This is a genomic window from Pantoea sp. X-Soil-TKNS-1279 (assembly GCF_059730565.1).
Genome location: NZ_AP035951.1, coordinates 157,644 through 173,997, shown reverse-complemented (window position 1 = coordinate 173,997; position 16,354 = coordinate 157,644). Strand labels below are relative to the sequence as shown.

17 protein-coding genes and 2 pseudogenes are annotated in these 16,354 nt (G+C 47.3%); 11 read left to right on the top strand and 8 right to left on the bottom strand.

Annotated elements, in window-relative coordinates; genetic code table 11:
* Positions 1–7 precede the first annotated feature (7 nt).
* The 4 genes from AC6I8N_RS25435 to AC6I8N_RS25420 form a co-directional block, all read right to left on the bottom strand.
* Positions 8–1,465, bottom strand: coding sequence for an SrfA family protein (locus AC6I8N_RS25435; protein ID WP_497831396.1), 1,458 nt, complete (start codon positions 1,463–1,465; stop codon positions 8–10).
* A 49-nt stretch (positions 1,466–1,514) separates the two neighbouring features.
* Positions 1,515–2,657 (bottom strand): tellurite resistance domain protein, encoded by a 1,143-nt coding sequence (locus AC6I8N_RS25430; RefSeq protein WP_497831395.1) that lies wholly within the window; start codon positions 2,655–2,657, stop codon positions 1,515–1,517.
* A gap of 85 nt (positions 2,658–2,742) precedes the next feature.
* Positions 2,743–3,225: a hypothetical protein gene (locus AC6I8N_RS25425; RefSeq protein ID WP_497831394.1), complete on the bottom strand. Its 483-nt coding sequence runs from the start codon at positions 3,223–3,225 to the stop codon at positions 2,743–2,745.
* Positions 3,226–3,312: 87 nt separating this feature from the next.
* Positions 3,313–4,053 carry a YMGG-like glycine zipper-containing protein gene (locus AC6I8N_RS25420; RefSeq protein ID WP_497831393.1) on the bottom strand — a complete coding sequence of 247 codons (741 nt, stop codon included), beginning with the start codon at positions 4,051–4,053 and terminating at the stop codon, positions 3,313–3,315.
* Between the two features lie 818 nt (positions 4,054–4,871).
* Between AC6I8N_RS25420 and AC6I8N_RS25415 the strand changes: the two genes are divergently transcribed.
* From AC6I8N_RS25415 to AC6I8N_RS25400, 4 genes are all read left to right on the top strand, one after another.
* Positions 4,872–5,153, top strand: coding sequence for a hypothetical protein (locus tag AC6I8N_RS25415; protein WP_497831392.1), 282 nt, complete (start codon positions 4,872–4,874; stop codon positions 5,151–5,153).
* 58 nt (positions 5,154–5,211) lie between these two features.
* Positions 5,212–5,403 carry a DUF6404 family protein gene (locus tag AC6I8N_RS25410; RefSeq protein ID WP_497831391.1) on the top strand — a complete coding sequence of 64 codons (192 nt, stop codon included), beginning with the start codon at positions 5,212–5,214 and terminating at the stop codon, positions 5,401–5,403.
* 226 nt (positions 5,404–5,629) lie between these two features.
* Positions 5,630–5,839: a YdgH/BhsA/McbA-like domain containing protein gene (locus tag AC6I8N_RS25405; protein WP_013512484.1), complete on the top strand. Its 210-nt coding sequence runs from the start codon at positions 5,630–5,632 to the stop codon at positions 5,837–5,839.
* Between the two features lie 1,140 nt (positions 5,840–6,979).
* Positions 6,980–7,186: a helix-turn-helix domain-containing protein gene (locus AC6I8N_RS25400; RefSeq protein WP_497831545.1), complete on the top strand. Its 207-nt coding sequence runs from the start codon at positions 6,980–6,982 to the stop codon at positions 7,184–7,186.
* Between the two features lie 412 nt (positions 7,187–7,598).
* Here AC6I8N_RS25400 and AC6I8N_RS25395 read toward each other — a convergent pair whose 3' ends face one another.
* A complete protein-coding gene (locus AC6I8N_RS25395) occupies positions 7,599–8,132 on the bottom strand; it encodes a DUF2778 domain-containing protein (protein WP_497831544.1) in 534 nt (177 codons plus the stop codon).
* 497 nt (positions 8,133–8,629) lie between these two features.
* On the opposite strand from AC6I8N_RS25395, the pseudogene AC6I8N_RS25390 reads away from it, so the two are divergent.
* Positions 8,630–9,126 (top strand): annotated as a pseudogene (locus AC6I8N_RS25390) (DUF932 domain-containing protein); the annotation flags it as partial.
* Between the two features lie 44 nt (positions 9,127–9,170).
* Here the strand turns inward: AC6I8N_RS25390 and AC6I8N_RS25385 are convergent.
* A complete protein-coding gene (locus AC6I8N_RS25385; protein ID WP_497831390.1) occupies positions 9,171–9,488 on the bottom strand; it encodes a molybdopterin-guanine dinucleotide biosynthesis protein MobC in 318 nt (105 codons plus the stop codon).
* A gap of 215 nt (positions 9,489–9,703) precedes the next feature.
* Here AC6I8N_RS25385 and mobA point away from each other — a divergent pair, with 215 nt between their 5' ends.
* From mobA to AC6I8N_RS25365, 4 genes are all read left to right on the top strand, one after another.
* The gene (gene mobA / locus AC6I8N_RS25380; RefSeq protein WP_497831389.1) at positions 9,704–10,048 is read left to right on the top strand and encodes a plasmid mobilization protein MobA; all 345 of its coding nucleotides are present in this window, start codon (positions 9,704–9,706) and stop codon (positions 10,046–10,048) included.
* A 1-nt stretch (position 10,049) separates the two neighbouring features.
* Positions 10,050–10,751 carry a relaxase/mobilization nuclease domain-containing protein gene (locus AC6I8N_RS25375; RefSeq protein ID WP_497831388.1) on the top strand — a complete coding sequence of 234 codons (702 nt, stop codon included), beginning with the start codon at positions 10,050–10,052 and terminating at the stop codon, positions 10,749–10,751.
* A complete protein-coding gene (locus AC6I8N_RS25370) occupies positions 10,727–11,020 on the top strand; it encodes a hypothetical protein (protein ID WP_497831387.1) in 294 nt (97 codons plus the stop codon). The genes AC6I8N_RS25375 and AC6I8N_RS25370 overlap by 25 nt, the downstream gene beginning before the upstream one ends.
* A gap of 103 nt (positions 11,021–11,123) precedes the next feature.
* A complete protein-coding gene (locus AC6I8N_RS25365) occupies positions 11,124–11,849 on the top strand; it encodes a GNAT family N-acetyltransferase (RefSeq protein WP_497831386.1) in 726 nt (241 codons plus the stop codon).
* A 78-nt stretch (positions 11,850–11,927) separates the two neighbouring features.
* On the opposite strand, the gene AC6I8N_RS25360 is transcribed toward AC6I8N_RS25365, so the two are convergent.
* A complete protein-coding gene (locus AC6I8N_RS25360) occupies positions 11,928–12,668 on the bottom strand; it encodes a helix-turn-helix transcriptional regulator (RefSeq protein WP_497831385.1) in 741 nt (246 codons plus the stop codon).
* An 860-nt stretch (positions 12,669–13,528) separates the two neighbouring features.
* On the opposite strand from AC6I8N_RS25360, the gene AC6I8N_RS25355 reads away from it, so the two are divergent.
* Positions 13,529–14,566: a hypothetical protein gene (locus AC6I8N_RS25355; protein WP_497831384.1), complete on the top strand. Its 1,038-nt coding sequence runs from the start codon at positions 13,529–13,531 to the stop codon at positions 14,564–14,566.
* A 288-nt stretch (positions 14,567–14,854) separates the two neighbouring features.
* On the opposite strand, the pseudogene AC6I8N_RS25350 reads toward AC6I8N_RS25355, so the two are convergent.
* A pseudogene (locus AC6I8N_RS25350) lies at positions 14,855–15,740 on the bottom strand (hypothetical protein); the annotation flags it as partial.
* On the opposite strand from AC6I8N_RS25350, the gene AC6I8N_RS25345 reads away from it, so the two are divergent.
* Complete coding sequence (locus AC6I8N_RS25345; RefSeq protein ID WP_497831383.1) at positions 15,699–16,067, top strand: nucleotidyl transferase AbiEii/AbiGii toxin family protein; 369 nt, start codon at positions 15,699–15,701, stop codon at positions 16,065–16,067. The pseudogene AC6I8N_RS25350 and the gene AC6I8N_RS25345 overlap by 42 nt on opposite strands.
* Positions 16,068–16,354: the final 287 nt, after the last annotated feature.

Here is a 16,354-nt window from a genome sequence, read left to right as displayed (position 1 = left end):
GTCCCTGTTAAGAATGGGTTTGCAGCATACGAATAGGGAAGGTTTTATCTCCCTCATTCTTGCCGACACAATCGGTGTGACCAGCCGCGGGCGCTTTGCACTCTATGGTTGGGCCAATAAAGTTTGAGTCATCGGTACACTTCATCTGCTCAGGATTTGTAATATTGAGCGCGCCTTGTTGCACATTGCCTTTAGCCGCACCGGTACAGGTGACGCCATTGGACTGACGGACGCTGACGGTGCCTTCGCCTTGTTTGAAGTTGTATTGCAACTGCAACGGACGGCCGGTGAGTTTGTCCTGGATTCCGCCGTTGACTCGCCACTGCCCGTTCAGAAACTGCGCAGGTCCATCAGGTAACGTACCAGGAAGCGTCAGTGGTTGACCCTGCACGGGTTGGACGGGGGGCACGTTATTGGGCGTGACCGCAGGATTTTGCGGCTCAACGTTTTGTGGTTCTGGCATCACGGGTGGCGTAGTCGTCGCGGCGGAATCAGGTGCTGGCAGCTCACGGGAGTCCGGCAGTGCCGGTGCATCTGATGTGGAGGTATCCGCAATCGGCGGCTCATCGACACCCCCTGTACCGGTTTGATTCACCTCAGCGGTGCTCGCCACTGCTCCACTGCTGGTCGCATCCGTACTCCCCGCAACAGGAGAGCCGGAGTTGGCTGAAGGATTGACCGCCACGTTTTGGCTGTTGTCCAGGTTGCCGACCGGTTCGCTATGGTTATTCTCAGCGGATAATTTCGGCAGTCCCGGCAGGGAAAGCGACGGAGCGCAGCCACGCAGTAATCCCAGGATTAGCGCCAGAGCCAGCAGGGCGACCAGCAGCCAGAGTAACCATCGCCAGTTCCATTTCCGCCGTTGGGTGTGTGTCACCGTCTCAACGGTGTGAACAGCCGTTGGAGCCGCTTGCGCCAGTGGCTGGGTGAGGGGGGCGACGGCTTTTGGCTCGGGTACTGAGCTGGGTTGCAGCCAGTGCATCGGGTTGCTCTGCTCACCTGTTGGATGGACAAAACCCCAGAAGGTGATCACCAGCACGCCGTTAACCAGATAAAGAAAATCATCATCGGGGAAGTTAACGACGGATTTTAATAACTGAGCGAATACCCGCCGATCGCCGCCTGCACCGCTGTTCTCAGCATTCAGCATCTGCTCACTCAACGCCTGAACCGCCATCTGGAATCCGGTGAACTGCTGACGTGCAGAGGCGCGCTCGCTTTCCGTGGCACTGCGCCAGGGAATGACATCGCCTGCAAAGCTGCTGTACCAATCTGTACGATCGCCACCTTGCTCATTTTGCGGGATGGCAAGATGGCGGGCTAAATCGCGCCCGGCATCAAGACGGTAAATGGCTTCACGGAGTTGAAAGGCCATCTTAAACACCGGATAACCCGTCTCCCCCAGCGCCTTAAAAGACGAGTTGTTTCCGGTACGTAACAGTGGTCCCTGAATCGAATTTCGCATTGTCTAAACCTTGTAGGGCTGTTAATTAACGCAAGTCAGATGACGGTGGCTAATTTTTGCTGGCGCCAGGCGTCCATTCAAAATTCCAGCCATAGTGCTTAGCCAGTGACTCCCGGTCCGGGAAGAAGCTGTTAAGCCGCTCAACTTTGAGGTCGCCATCGACGTTTTTTATTCGCGCGATTGCCGCAACTTCATTGCGTTCACCGCTATTGACCAAAGTGGTTGAGATAGGTGGCTGATTCGGCACAGAGAGCGTGATCGTGGCATCCAGTCCCTGCCAGTTATTCGCGCCGCCGTAAATGAAGCTGTAGATCAGTACCTCATCAATCTCCTGCCATTGGCTGCCGTTGATGAACAGCCATTCGCCATCTTTGTTGCCGCCATCGCGCAGATCTTTTTGCAACAGCATGAAGGGGGCTTTTTCATAGTCACCCAGGTATTTACTGAGTGCCTCAACACCGGTGTTTCTGCCATTTTTCAATTTAATGAACGCGGCAATATCCAGATCTACCGGTTGGTGATTCTGACCTTGCTGCCAGGTCAGATTGACTTTGATACGGCCGAAGTCGTTTGTTTTAGCGAGGCTGACGCTGGGATTATCCTGCGTTAACTCGGTCTTATTTGGCGAGGCTTCGCCAACTGCCGCTGGTGGCGTGTGCTGTACCGGAAGGGCAGCTTCGGTGCGGTGGTGATAACAGAACCACCACCATGCGAGAGCAATCAGCAGCAATAATCCCAGCAACAACCAGGGCAGGAATCTCCACCGCCTCGCTGGTGGTGGCACCTGAGTCAAGGGAGGCGGTACCGGGATGGCCCAATTGATTAATACCGGCTCGCCACCGACGCGATAACAATCCAGATCCTGTGAATGGGTGAGCAGCGTTTGCAATGCCTGAGCCGGTTGGGTTTCCCCACGCGCGGTAAGCTGGTCAATTAAGCCAGCGACCGTGTCCTGATACTGCTGACGCTTACGCTGAGTTTCGATTTGTTCGGTGTCGCTCAGTGCTGACAGCGGAGTGGCAAGACCTTGTCGCGCTGTCCACCACTCCAGATTCCCTTCGGCGCTTCGACGTGCAGTGGCATAAAGCAGCGCGAGGGAAGGCGGAAGATAACGGTGAATAATCGCAACCGTTTCTTCATAAATGGCGAGGGTGGCATCATCAATTTGCGCTGATCTTGTTAATCGTTGCATAGCCCGAATTCATATTTGTCGTTATTAGCAGCAGATGCTGATTGGCCAGGTGGCGAGCATTAAATGCCGCCACTCAGGTGACGCATTATTGAAGTGCGTTAGCTTGCTCAAGCTCGGCGACGCGTGCTTTGGCTGCGGCAATTTTCTTTTCAATGACCGCGACTTCATCTGCGCTGTTGGCCTGCTGAGACTGACGCTGCAACGCTTCCAGTTGCTTAATTTCTTGCTGGCGTTGCTGATTATTGGCTTTGCTCGATTTGAGCTTTTTCAGCGTTTGAGCCAGCTCAGATCGCGCCGCTTTTAACCTGGATTGTTCATCTGCCAATTTCTGGCTGGAGGCTTGTTCCCTGATTTGGGTATCCGCGAGATTTTGTTGGGCAATTTTATTGTCCCGCTGACTTTGCAGCACATGGCGCTCTTGCTCGTCGACTTTTTGTCTATATCCGCCAGAAGTTGTGCAGCTCAACTTGGTGAGAAAGCTGGGATCCTGAGCATGCAAATCGCAATCCTGAGGAGATGTGGCACATCCGGCGAGTAGCAGGGAAGTGACTAATACATAAATTCTCATAAGGGCGTCCATGAATTGAGCGTGCTGAACGAAATGTGTTCAGCAATAAATCTAAACAGGGCCGATAATAATATCGGCCCGTCATTATCAACCTAATGAAATAGCCTGGCGTTGGCTGTATAAACCATTCGCTTCAGATTCCAGCGCGGTAATCTGGCCATTGAGTTCGCTATATTCGGTGTTCAGTTGTTTCAGCTTGGCTTTATCTGCCGCTGTACTGGTGGTTTGTCCCTGCAACGCGACCTTATAAGCAGCGCTTTTTTCTTTCATATTCTTAATTTTGTCTTTCATGACGCTGATATTGGCATCAACCTGAGACAGTTCTTTTTTGGCACTGGCTTTATCAAAGCCTGCTTTGTCTTTCTGGATGCTAATTTGGGTCAGGGTCGCGCTGTTTTCACTGATCACTGCTTTCATCGCTGCGGTAGTTTTGGCGATATCTGCGGTATCTTTATTGATGTCTTTATCCATCGCTTGCAGTCGATCGGCGGTGGTGGCGTAATCTTTTTTCAGACTGTCCAGGTAATAGTTGGTCGCTACACCGGCAGCACAACCGGCAGCACCGCCCACGGCGGCACCCACCAACGCTTTTTTGCCATTTCCGGCCAGAGCCCCTGCCAGGGCACCAATGCCTGCACCCGCCAAAGCCCCCATGCCACAGCCCTGGGCTGCTGAACTGCTGAATAATTGGGATTGTTCGCCACTGGTCAGTCGTGGATCGGGTTTGGTGCTGGAGAGCAGGGAGCTTCCGGTATTAGCACAACCACCAAGCAGAAGGGAAAGAGAAACAAGCAGACAGGTAGTGCTACGTTTAAACTTATTCGACATCTTTTTTCCTTAAATGGTCGAATGGATCAGCGCTTAATGAGTGTGCTGTCCATAGACACTTTTGCTGTTAAAATTTTAAATCAGGATTTGACTGTCATTTGTTAAGGCAAATCCGTGGCGATACATCTCACAGGTGCAGATAAACCTATTTTCTGGAGTGTTCGCTCTTCTCTGAAACCAGATGAGATACGTCGCATCTATTTCCGGAGAGGTTATCGGCGTGTTTGTTGAGATCTTTAGTATCAGAGAAGAAATAGTCGTGTTGTTTTTTTCACCAAAACACAAGGAACAGTCCTAACCCAATATCCCAAAAAGAATTGCGTAGCCAGAGGTTGGAAAACCTCAATGCCAATCGGGAATATTCGTCGAAACAGATGCAAAAGCATCTTTAATTTTCATCGTTGCCGATGGGGATTTTTTTTTGTATTTAACTTAAAAAGGAAAATATTTCAAGACAGGATCCATGCTTAATTTCCTTCAGAGGTCAGTGAAATCAACCTGATATGATTAGTATTCTATAGGTTGCGCGAGTAGGTATGAAACAATATATTTCAATACAACTAATTTATACATTTTCCCATACCTTACACTTTATTTACGCATTAACATGACATGTGAGACTGAATTGCGCTGTTTTCCAGATGAATATTCTGATGTCAAGGTTGCGCAGGGTTAGCAACATGCTCAATTGGCATTAATTTTCTCGCCAATAAGGACCGCTGGTCCGATGTCAGGTGTTACCGCAACAGTGTGTAAGCCTTTTATAAGCCCCGTTTTTATGTTCTCCTGTTTGTATTCATCGCAATAAGGACATCAGCATGAAAATCTACTGGTCACTCAGAAGCATCCCCGAGCTATCACAACTTTCATCGAAAGAGTGTGGCAAACGCTGGAACGAGATCTATACCTCAACCTTTCGGCACTGGGAAACATGGATCGGGCTGTTACTCTGTGCACTCTTCTCTGGCGCAGGCGCAAAATTATTGGGTTTCCCGGGTGTTATCGTCATGGGAGCGATTGGCGGCTTTGTTTATAGTCAAATTCTCATTCACGTTGCCCGCAAATATTACAGACATCGTTTGCTGGGTGAACCAGGCTGAGACTTTTAGAAAGTGGTCAACATCCGACAGGAACAACAGATAAAATCAGGGAGGTGTTATGAAGCATTATGTGATTGAATTCGTCTTTAGCGCGGTATGTTTTTCCGTGCTGTGGGGCATGGCCATGTGGTTTGCGCAGTGGAAAAAAGCAGGGATTTCATCCCGTAAAGCGGTCTGCATATCCCTCATTTCAGGCCCGCTTTACGCATCCGGAGTTTTTCTTCTGAGGTATATCAGGCATCTTTTTTGACGTAAATGCAGTATGGCTTTATTGGCTTCATCTGACAGGAAGTAATACCGACGTGTCATACGCGTTGTGTTGGATCGATGAAGCAGTTTACTGGTTAATATTTGTTCAATTTTTTTGAATCCTTTCAGCAAATCCCTCAGCTTTTACTCACCCGTCGACAGGTCTATTCTCTCTCACATCGAGGCACAACGCCTCACCGATTAAATAAACTCCTGAGGAAATGACCATGAAATCTATCAAAACTTTCGTTGCAGTTGCTGCCCTGTCACTGGTTTCTTTCGGTAGCTTTGCGCAGAGCATCACTGCTTCCGCTTCTACCCTGGATGGTGCAGAAGCCAAAATCGCTGCGCAGGCCGCACAGCAGGGTGCGCAGTACAAAATCACCGAAGCGAACACCAATAACCGTGTTCACATGACCGCAGAACTGTACAAATAACGGATGGTCGCACAGGGACGTGCCGAGAGGGTCGCCGCAAGGCGGCCTTTTTCGCATTTGCTATACCATAAATTCAGTGAGTCAAGTTTGACCATCGCCAACAAAAACTGGCTCTGGATGTGAGTTGCATCTGCGTGACGGCACGTCATCTTCATCACGGGGCAGCGCTGATACAGAACTACCTGCGATAGCGCCGTTCAATAATTAACCATCACTCTACAGCCCTGCCGGTTCACGGCGGGGCTGATTTTATCCACAGGGTTCACGGGAGGCTATGCACCCGGAATGTGGACAACCCGACAAAAAGATACCTCTTAATCTGCAAGCTAACATTAAGGCTGAATACAGATACAATCTGCTATGAGCGAGGAGCTTTGTATCCGTGCAGTTATGAACCGTAACAGGCAAGTTGTCTCAGTCTCTTGATTACGGATTCAGGATCGGCAGACGCATACTCCAGTACGCTCAACCAGATGATTTTATCTTCGTCGAATCCCTGATGGTAAAACTGATACCGAAGACCGGGAGCGCAAACGAGAAGAGTGGGATTTCGTTCTGCCAATAAATTAATATCTGACTCGGTGTCGTCAGCGAAAACTGTCCATCCAGGGTCTGACCTGTCAAGTTCATTCTGAAGGGCTGTGATATACTTTTCGGTAAGTTTGTAGGGGAAAAAACCTCCCTGTAGAGGCGAACGACCTAACATAGGACTGGGGCGATGAATCATGTAAATGGCTTTGTTTGTCATAACACTCCCTGTTTGTGTCAGTAAATCAAACACTGACAGTTCTACGCTTCTTAAATATGTTCCTGCAACCGTAAATTGAGGATATTGCTGCGTGTCGCTGTCATGCTGCCAGTGACGGAGGGAGGGGAAACACGTACGGTCTGCGGCCGGTGCCGTGCCTTCACTTTACCCGGCCACTGCGGATGCAAGGGGTCGCTTCGCCGCCATCCTCACCCGTTCGCACTGTATGTAGGGTCAAGAAACTTGGCTGTCGCATCAATCATCATTGAAGAATAAAAACTCCTAAATGCCATATAACCAACAATTGAAAACATTACAGGTATGGCTATGTTAACAATAACCTCCATGAGGAAGTCTATGATTCCACCACTTTTAAGTACTTTCGCTCACAGCTGATCACCCGTATTAATGCCTGGATAGAACGTACTAGTATGAGCCAGGAAGAAGCAGCGAAAGCGCTGGGTGTGACCCAGCCTCGTATTTCTGAACTTGCCCGTGGGAAAATCACACTTTTTAGTGTGGACAAGCTGATCACCATGATGGCGCATGCAGGTATGCACATCGTCAGTATCGAAATCAGCGAACCGGCAGCGGCATAACGCAGGCTACTAACCCGGAGCTTCTGTTTCGCTTAGGGGAGCCTATTTTTCATCCCTGGGTGACGAGCTGGAGTTTTTCGAAACCTTCACATGGTAAGCGGTGTTATTACCAGGCCCACCGATGGTGGGCCTTTTGCTGCCCGATCTTCATATCAACTCAATATGAGGGTTAACAACAGCAGCCATTGACGCGGTGAGTGTTAAGGTAAGCTCTTGCGGAGGAACCTTAAAACAAACAACGCTATCAATGCGGATATAACCAACTTGATCATCAGAACCGTAAAGTCGAAATTATTCATCCCTTCTTCGCCATCTCCCTGAATAATATTCAGGTGATCAACCAGAGAGCCAATTACGCTATCTGGTATCAGTAAAACACCTGCGATCAGAATCGCGAAAAAAATAATTATCTTCATCTTACATCACACTTTGAAAAGTCCGGGACACCACGAACATCAATCCGACCATAAGCCATCAGTCCATTTCCCCCTGGAACGCGTACTTTAGGCTTGTTCAGCAGTGTACGCCTCAGAACCTGAAATTCATTTGCCCGGTAAAGGGTTATGCATCCCCAGGACACACCAGAACCATCAGTATTAAGAGGATGCAGTCTGAAACTTCCCCGACGCGCCCCATTAACGAAGACGTGGTCACTCATTGTGTGGCTGTTGTACAGCGCAAACCACTCTGAATGGTGATTTCTGTATAAATGGGCCATATCAATGGCTTCTGCTCTTACCCGGTTGAAAAGGCTTCCCTGTGGTCTGTCTACTATCCAGTATGTCCCGGGCGGGATGGCGGCTTTTTCATGATCAGAGCAGTCTGGATTATTTATGTATTTTTCAATACCGGACAGAACATCAAAAGACCCTACGCCATAACACATCAACTTCAGTGTCCTCCCATCCGGGGATAACCTCCCATAGTCCATCATGCAGATCTGCATCAGTGAAACTCCTGTAATTGTCATGAGGTAGTAATCGACAGCATTCATTGCTGCTTAACGATGACAGCTTTTCTGGCTTGTTCAACGCAAACAATATCTTACACAACAGGCATTCTTATGGCCGTCAATTATCCGGTTTTCTTCTTTCGGGCGTACTTTCTCAGAACATTCCGAACGGTCTGGTGCTGCCACGAAAGAGCTCCGCTCCTGGTATAAAAGTACAGGTCAATATGGTCTGTTTATCTGTCCGACTCTCAACGCACTCTTACCACCAGGCTTGCAGCAGGCTGGCGCCTGCGCCGTCCCATTAAGGAAACGGGCGTTGCCCGTTTTAACTTCCCGTTCTCTCCTTCTGATTCCGGCAGTCATCACGGATTGCCTCTGCCGTGAAAGACGCTAACCCGGTCCGGGATACTTACAAGGGTAAAGGCAAAGCCTGCTGACTTCACCCGTTCGTACTCTCTCCCTTCGGTCGTTCGCTTGCGCTGCGGCTTCGTTATCAGATGATCCCCGGCATGTTTCGGTTCGTCTGCATGAATGGCATGGTGTGCGGCAAGACATTTGGGGAGGTTCGTGTGCCACACAAAGGTGATGTCGTCGGCAGGGTTATAGAGGGCGCTTATGAAGTGCTGGGTATTTTTGACGGCATCCGCGATTCCAGTGAGCAGATGAAAAACATCGCACTGAACCCGGAGGAGCAGCGGATTTTCGCTGAGACGGCCCTTAACTGGAAATATGACGACAGGGGGAGGGAAAGCATATCCCGCTGAGTCCGGATGATGTGCTGTCGATTCGTCGTGAAGAGGATCGGCCAAACGATCTCTGGACGACTTACCAGCGTGTGCAGGAAAACCTGACGAAGGGCGGATTATGGGGAAGGACGGCGAAAGGTAAATCGCAGCGTACGCGACCGGTGACAGGTATTGATGGTGATATAAAGCTGAATCGGGCGCTGTGGGAGATGGCTGAGAAGATGAAAGATATCAAGTCCTGATCCTTGCTGGGCGGTGGCACATCACCGCCCGACACTGACCACGATTAGACCTGCGATGATGTCTGATCTGGCCCTGATTTATTGCTCCTGCGGGTAGCCGTTGCGCGCCCCGCAGTTTTTTTACGTGCGTTCAGGATCTCCCGAATCGCCTTCGCACTGGTCTGGATTCCGGCATTGTCCAGACCGCTCCTGATATCTTCCACGCTGTAACCCTTGTTATCCGCCAGCTCAATGATTTTGTCGCGAAGCTGGGTGAGTACGTCTGATTTGGTTAAGCGCTTTTTAGACAGATCGGGCAGCTCATCCAGGGAGGCCCGTGCCAGTTCCACGTCATCCATGCTGTACCATTTTTTATCAGTCATCGTCCATTTTCCTTTCTGATTTAGGTTAATATCCGTTATTAACTATATCCGCTGGATGTCCGATTAGCATCGCGACACTGAACCAAATTTAACGACAAAATCGGGACAGGGTATGTTTTGTAGCACCGCCTGCAGGCAGGCGGCCCCACAAAACGAACAGGTCAGGACTCCCGTCCCGACACCCTGGTTGAATTGACCAACAAAGGAATGACCGGATGAGCAGGAGCGAGATACGCCAGAAGACTGCGCTGTTGGGCAGCGTGCGTTGTTACCCGGAAGAAAAGGAGCAGATCCAGCAGAGCGCGCGGGCAGCGGGTATTACAGTCGGTGAATTTATGCGTCGTTCTGCCCTGGGACGCCGAATCGTTGCCCGAGGCGATCCGCGGCAGATGCATGAAATTCTGCAACTTGGGGAGCAGCAGAAACGCCTCTACAACGAGTTGCAGTGCCAGGGGATGATGACGCCGGTGCTGCGAGAGCAGTTTTCTGCAACCTTGTCTGCTTTGCAGGTCGCGCTGATGAAGTTTCGTGCTGACAGCCTGAATAACGGCGGGGACTGAGATGCTGGCGGTTGTGGCAGAGCGGCGAAGGGATGGTAAGTCCAGCTTTGTGCATCTCGTTTCCTACACCATCCTGCGTGAAGATCTTGAGATGGCTGAAACACGGTCACCGGACAAGCCATTTATCCGCAAATCGCGTTCAGAAGAGGCCATTTTCAATGACCTGGTGAATTACGCCACCCAAAACGCGTTGCCGGATTCGCAGGATGTCATCGCGATATTTCCGGACGGTCGCCAGTGGCTGCGATGCGATAAAGTCCTCTGCGAAACTAACTGTTTCTCGCTCGCTACGGCGTCGACTGAAATGGATATGGTCGCCATGCAAAATGCGCGCTGTGTCGACCCAATCTGGCACGTCATTCTTTCGTGGCCAGAGAAGGAGAGGCCCACTCACGACCAGATCTTTTCTTCTGCGCGTCACTGCCTCGAACAGATGGGTATGGAGGGACATCAGTACATTTTTGCCATTCATGATGATACCGATAATCTGCACTGCCATCTGACGGTGAATCGTATCAATCCTGTGAGCCTGAAAGCCGCATCGCTGTATAACGACCACTTTGTTCTTGATCGCTGCTGCCGCGAACTTGAACTGAAAAATGGCTGGAAGCATGACAATGGGCCTTATGTGGTGGATGAAGAGGGTGCGGTGGTCCGTAGCTGTCGCCAACGGTGCAAATGGAATACTTTAGTGATCGGGTAAGTCTGTTCTCTTACGCGAAAGACAAATGCCAGGACAGGCTGGAAGAGTTGTTTACGCAGGTAACTTATTCATGGCAGGACATCCACCAAGTGCTGCAAAGCGCGGGGCTTGAGTTGCGGGTGAAAGGGCAGGGGCTTGCGATTTATGATCTCAGCGATGACAGCCAGGTGCCACTGCGTGCCAGTCGCCTACATCCGGATCTGACTTTGAGATGCCAGCAGGAAATGTTAGGGAAATCAATGGTGGTTACCCCGCTTACTACCAGATAATGTATCCAAGATTTTCTTTCAATATTCCTTCTTAAAGTGTGAGCAGATTCAGGAAAGTCGCCTGCACTTTATGCCAGAGTATCCTTATCACGCGAGTGGGCCTATGAAAAAAATTCTTTTCAAGGTGGTGTTCTCAAATTCTACCCATATGGATAATGTTCGGTTGGAAATAATTAAAATCAAACCACATGGGATTATGTTATTGTATAAGGATATTAAAATGGAATGTATACAGGCCAAGGATTCAGATCTAGATAATATATGTGATCTTTTGGCGTCTGAGTTCTTTGATGACCCAATTTATAAATTTGTCTTCACTAATCGGCTTGGTCGTATTGACAGATTGTGTCGATTTTTCCGTATCTATGTCGAACTTGCCAGAGAGTATGGTGGTATATTACTTCTTGAAAACTATGCTGGAGTTCAGATCTATTTTCGACCTGAATGGATGGAGCAAAATAGTGAGTCTCTTGACATCGATAATCGGCTTCGGATGGCATGTGGATCAGACTATTTATCTGTTTCCGCATGGATGAAAGGCAGTGACAACTATCATCCTCGAACTACACCTCATTATTATTTACTTCTCACGGCCGTAGAGAGTGCACACCGTGGCTACGATGGAGCAAAAGCGATGAAAACCTTATTCAGAGAACTGAGCTCTATACTCGACAGAGCGGGCCTTCCATGCTATTCCGAGTGCACAAGAACCGGAGGAAGGAGGGTGGCAAGACCATTTGGTTTTCGTGATGCAGGCCCGGCTCGCTACGTTGATGGTTTCCCAGGGTTTTATCCGATCTGGCGTGAACCTCAAAACATAATTTATTAAAAGCCACAGGATTCTCAAACCCCACCCGATTTGTCAAAGTTAAAACAGAGAGTTAGGTGATCGCATTAGCGATCACCATTAGTGCGGGAACTTTCGGGAAGAGTTATTTACTGAGTCTGGAATAAGATTGAGTTCATTTGCCAAACTGATTGCATGTTTTGCATTCTTCACGCCAAGTTTCTTGACAGTTTTTCCCATATGAAATTTAATCGTGCTCACGGTGAGTTGCAGTATCTCAGCTACTTCCGCATAGGTTTTTCCGGTGCTGCTCCAGTAAAGAATTTCGGCTTCACGGCTGGATAACACAGTGTTAGAAAAAGTCGCTTCCTCTGATTTTTTGTAGACCTGAAGCAACATTGCATGAGTATCAAGTAGAATCCCCTGAAAATCGTTTTTATGCTCTTCTATTAGTTCACCAACATCAGCCATCAGATATTTATCATAGTACAGGGATAATGTGGCCATATTGTTATTGTAATCATGTACAACAAACGTATGCCCACATAAAAAGCTGTATGACTTCCAGATAAACACCTTGTCCATCGGCCAATGAGAATTTATTTTTAGGTTTGCATCCCAGACAAAAGATGTAACGCTATTCAGTGCCGTGATAACAACAGGGTCAATGTTTTGATATTTATTTTCAAGATACTCATTGGTAAATTCTTCTGATATGTTATTGATAACCAATATGTTATCAGTGTTTTTCTTGTCCATTACAGCATAGGCATGACTAATCTTGCCGAGTTTCTCTATCCGTCTTTCTAAATTTTCCTTTATATAGCTATTTTTTTCACTATCTGAAAAGTAACTGTTCATATGCAACTCTCTTTGGAATGAATATTTCAGAGCTAACTCTTCCCTGAAGATGGAAAAATTCATTTATTACAATGCATTACCAATTTTCTACTTATGAAGTCTTTACTTGTATAACCAACATTATACTCCTGAGCCGAATCCTGGCCTCTATGATTTTACTAACAATCAAGTCATGGCTATTCTCAGACATGAAATGACCAGGGTGACAGTTCCTTAACTTAACGCTTGCGGAGCGAGCAGGGATGCAGAGAAATTCACCCTTAATGGTTTCCTGATGTTGATGGTAGCGCAGCCTGTGATCCAGTATGGCTCGGTCTGCGGCAGAACAGGACCTTGAGCCAGCATCTTAACCTCTAAGTGAGATTTGTATTGTGTTCTTCTGCATCAGAGGCACTGCTGCAGCTTTTTTCATGCTTCCAGTGTTTTTATGATAAACAAATGAATAGTGATTACCGCGTCAGATGCTTTTCCTGATTATTGGGGGACAGCCAACTTTTTGCTTTGGAGACTAACCCCTGATGTATTTTTCTTCTATGATTTTACACCGGGCTGCTTGCTGTGTTTGCTGCGCTGAATCGTATACAGATAATGCATGAAGCACGGGAGGTGCTGGCGAAAATCTACAGGTGATCGCACGTAATGTGGTCACTTCCGGGAAACAGGAAGCAAATAGTGATTTTTGTACCACTAAAGGCGAGATTCTTCTATTTTCTCGATTCGAGGATTTTTTCAGGATGAAATTATCAAGGGAGAGCTATATCAAACTGAAATGTTAAAGATTCAGCCAGTCTGTATAGAAAAATAGGCTATCGGGTTTGTTTAAACAGCTATATTATGTAGATAAAGATAAGGATGTTAAAATGCGATCAACCCACGTTTCTGCAACTTCAGTACTCGTGATGCACAAATGTACGGATGAACGAGGAGCGGGAATAAATTTTTCTTCGTTCTGTAATTCAGAGGACACGTTAAAATCGATTCGTTATAGTCTGCCAAGAAATTCAGCTCACACAAAAATAAAGGAAGTGTCCAGAAGTCTTGTTCAGGAACTATCGATTACACCTTCTGAAGGTCGGTCACACTTGCTTAAGAGTTCTCTGTCTGTGATGAAGGACTATGCAGGAGACCTGGAACATGCTCTCCCGAAGAGATACACGCCAGCTTCACCATTGAAAGAAATAGCATGCGATATGCTGATAAAGTTATCTATTTCTTCTGATAAAAACAGGCTTAATTTAATAAACGAGGCGCTTGAAAAGATGGATCACATAAACGACTGCAGTGATCCAGGCTATGAAAGTCAAAGCAGCAGTCCCATATTGACACCCGCATTAGATAATTTTCATTACGTCTTCGGGTATCCTGAGAATTCAGAGTGTGAAGTAAAATGTGATGAGTTAGATCTGCTGCCTAATCTAGACGGTAGCATTCAGGTTCATGCCAAGCCCCTAATTATCTCACAGTCTTCACAAAAGATTTATCACTCCAAATTTAGTGATTGCGTTAAAAACCGACTCAATACTATTGCTGAAAGATACAGACCTCTAGCTGAAGAAAATCTCGCGACGGAATCAGAGGATAGATCCGAGTTGGTACCTGCCATGGCAACTTCGGCAGTGAATGGACCTTTAGCAGCGACCGATGGAGCTTGTTCCAAACGTGAGGTACTTGATTCACAAATGATTTCTATCAAGGACAAGCTTAAACATCTACCGACTCGACGTGAACAGCTAAAATTGGATGTGAGCCGTATCCAGGATAAACTCAGAGACATTCCTATGGATTTTTCCTTTTATGAAATAACGCATTTTGATGTTGAATTTAAAGAGGGAATGCCCCGTCAGGACAGTGAATACTACCCAGTATACCATCGGGGGAATATAGTAACCGGAACTTAATGGAATACGAGAATATAATTTGATCGACAATGTAATATAGAGGGCGACATTAGGATTTATGGTGGTTGGAACAACATATAAGAATGTTGCTAAAAAACATTAATAACTAATCTTTATCAAACCTCTCCTTGTAATACTGTTAATACAGGGAGGGTCTGATGGTTTTCTAGTCATCACTTCATAAAGAAGTGTGCATTTCACTTTTCGTTCAAATGCTTCTGTCAGGTTTGATTGTGTTATGTCCGTATAAACTGTCAGTTCAAATCTTAGATAATGTAGTGAATTCATATCACCACCGTGATCACGTTCAAATCCTCTACGCCCTCTTGCAGCCTGCCCATTGTTGAGAAAGGCATAATGATTAAAACGTTTACGTAGCTGAGAAAGTTTTAATAATAATTATTTAGTGATAATGGCTTCCTGGATATCAAAATCATCAATATGTTCCGCAAGATAATAACCTATTACATTCAGTACATCGATTAACGTAATGTTGTTGCTTTTCTTCCCATTCAGTAATGGTCCCCGCCCGGTATGCCAAAATGCCTGTTGACGGAGGCAGTTCTCATCTGATGCCAGTTTCCAGAGTTCTATGAATATTTCTCGTGAAAATCTGACCGGCTGCTCATCAAACTGTTCCAGCAAGAAAAAATAACAGGAGATTTTGAACGCGTTAATTCGGGCAATCTCAATTTCTGGATCTCGCCGTAACTCAATCAGGCTGCTAAATCGCGAGCACATGCAGGCGATGGGATTAAGCACCCTTACTTTTCATTCATTTCCGGGGTATCCGGGCTGGTTGTCTCAACATGGAACGGTGATGTGTGCAGGTAGAGTTTGTCACCAATGAAATCTGCACGGCCAAATGCCTCGGGCCGGTCAATAATATCGACTGCATTGGCCTCATCAGGCACATCTGGCAAAGTAAAAAAACATCTATCAACGCTCTTGATGCCGTGTGTACCAGTTCGATAAGCATAAACTGGGCAAGTGATGAGGGTTAGCCGTCCTTATTCTCCCACGTCTGTACATTGAGCGTTTTGGCGATGGCCGCAATGTCATCCTTACGTGCGTTGTAGTCACAATCAACGGCGGTGGTTAAACGTTCTTTGGGCAACTCCTGGATGAAGTGATGAGTGATAAGCTCATTTCCCTGGTCGCTACAACTAAATATGTCCGGTATCGGGATGTCTGGGATCTGCCATGGTTACTCCAGCAGAATGCAGCCTATGATATTGAACTTGTCCGCAGGAAAATTCAGGACTATCGGATTCCTAATTACAGCGAACTTCTAAAGCTTCGCCTGGATAATATTGACCAGATAGTCAGTGAGGGACGGTTTGAGGCTGAAATGCGACGTTTTTTACCACAGACGGTTTTTGACAGAACGCTGGGGCGTGCTGAGTTTACCGGTTATTTGAGTAACAGACTGAAAACGCTATTGAGTTCATTGCTACTGGAACTTGAAGGGGAGGGTAAAGGGAATACTTTTCAGATGTAAGAAATTGGCTCTCTGCATGGTGTGATTTGGGCGGGATAACAGAAGGCCAAATACAGATGATAAGAGAAGACAGGGAAGGAACTCGCAGAATAAATTTCAGTAAAAGTATACTTTTACCTTATTGTTAGTTACAACAAACATAAATATCACAACATATGACAGGAACACTTCTGCAAACACTATGCCCCTCTCCACCAAAAATCGTGCAAACCTCTGACATGAGACCGCAAGAACCTCCTGAAAAGCGCCACGCCCGGGCCGCAGGCCCGTTATGTTATTGCATTAAG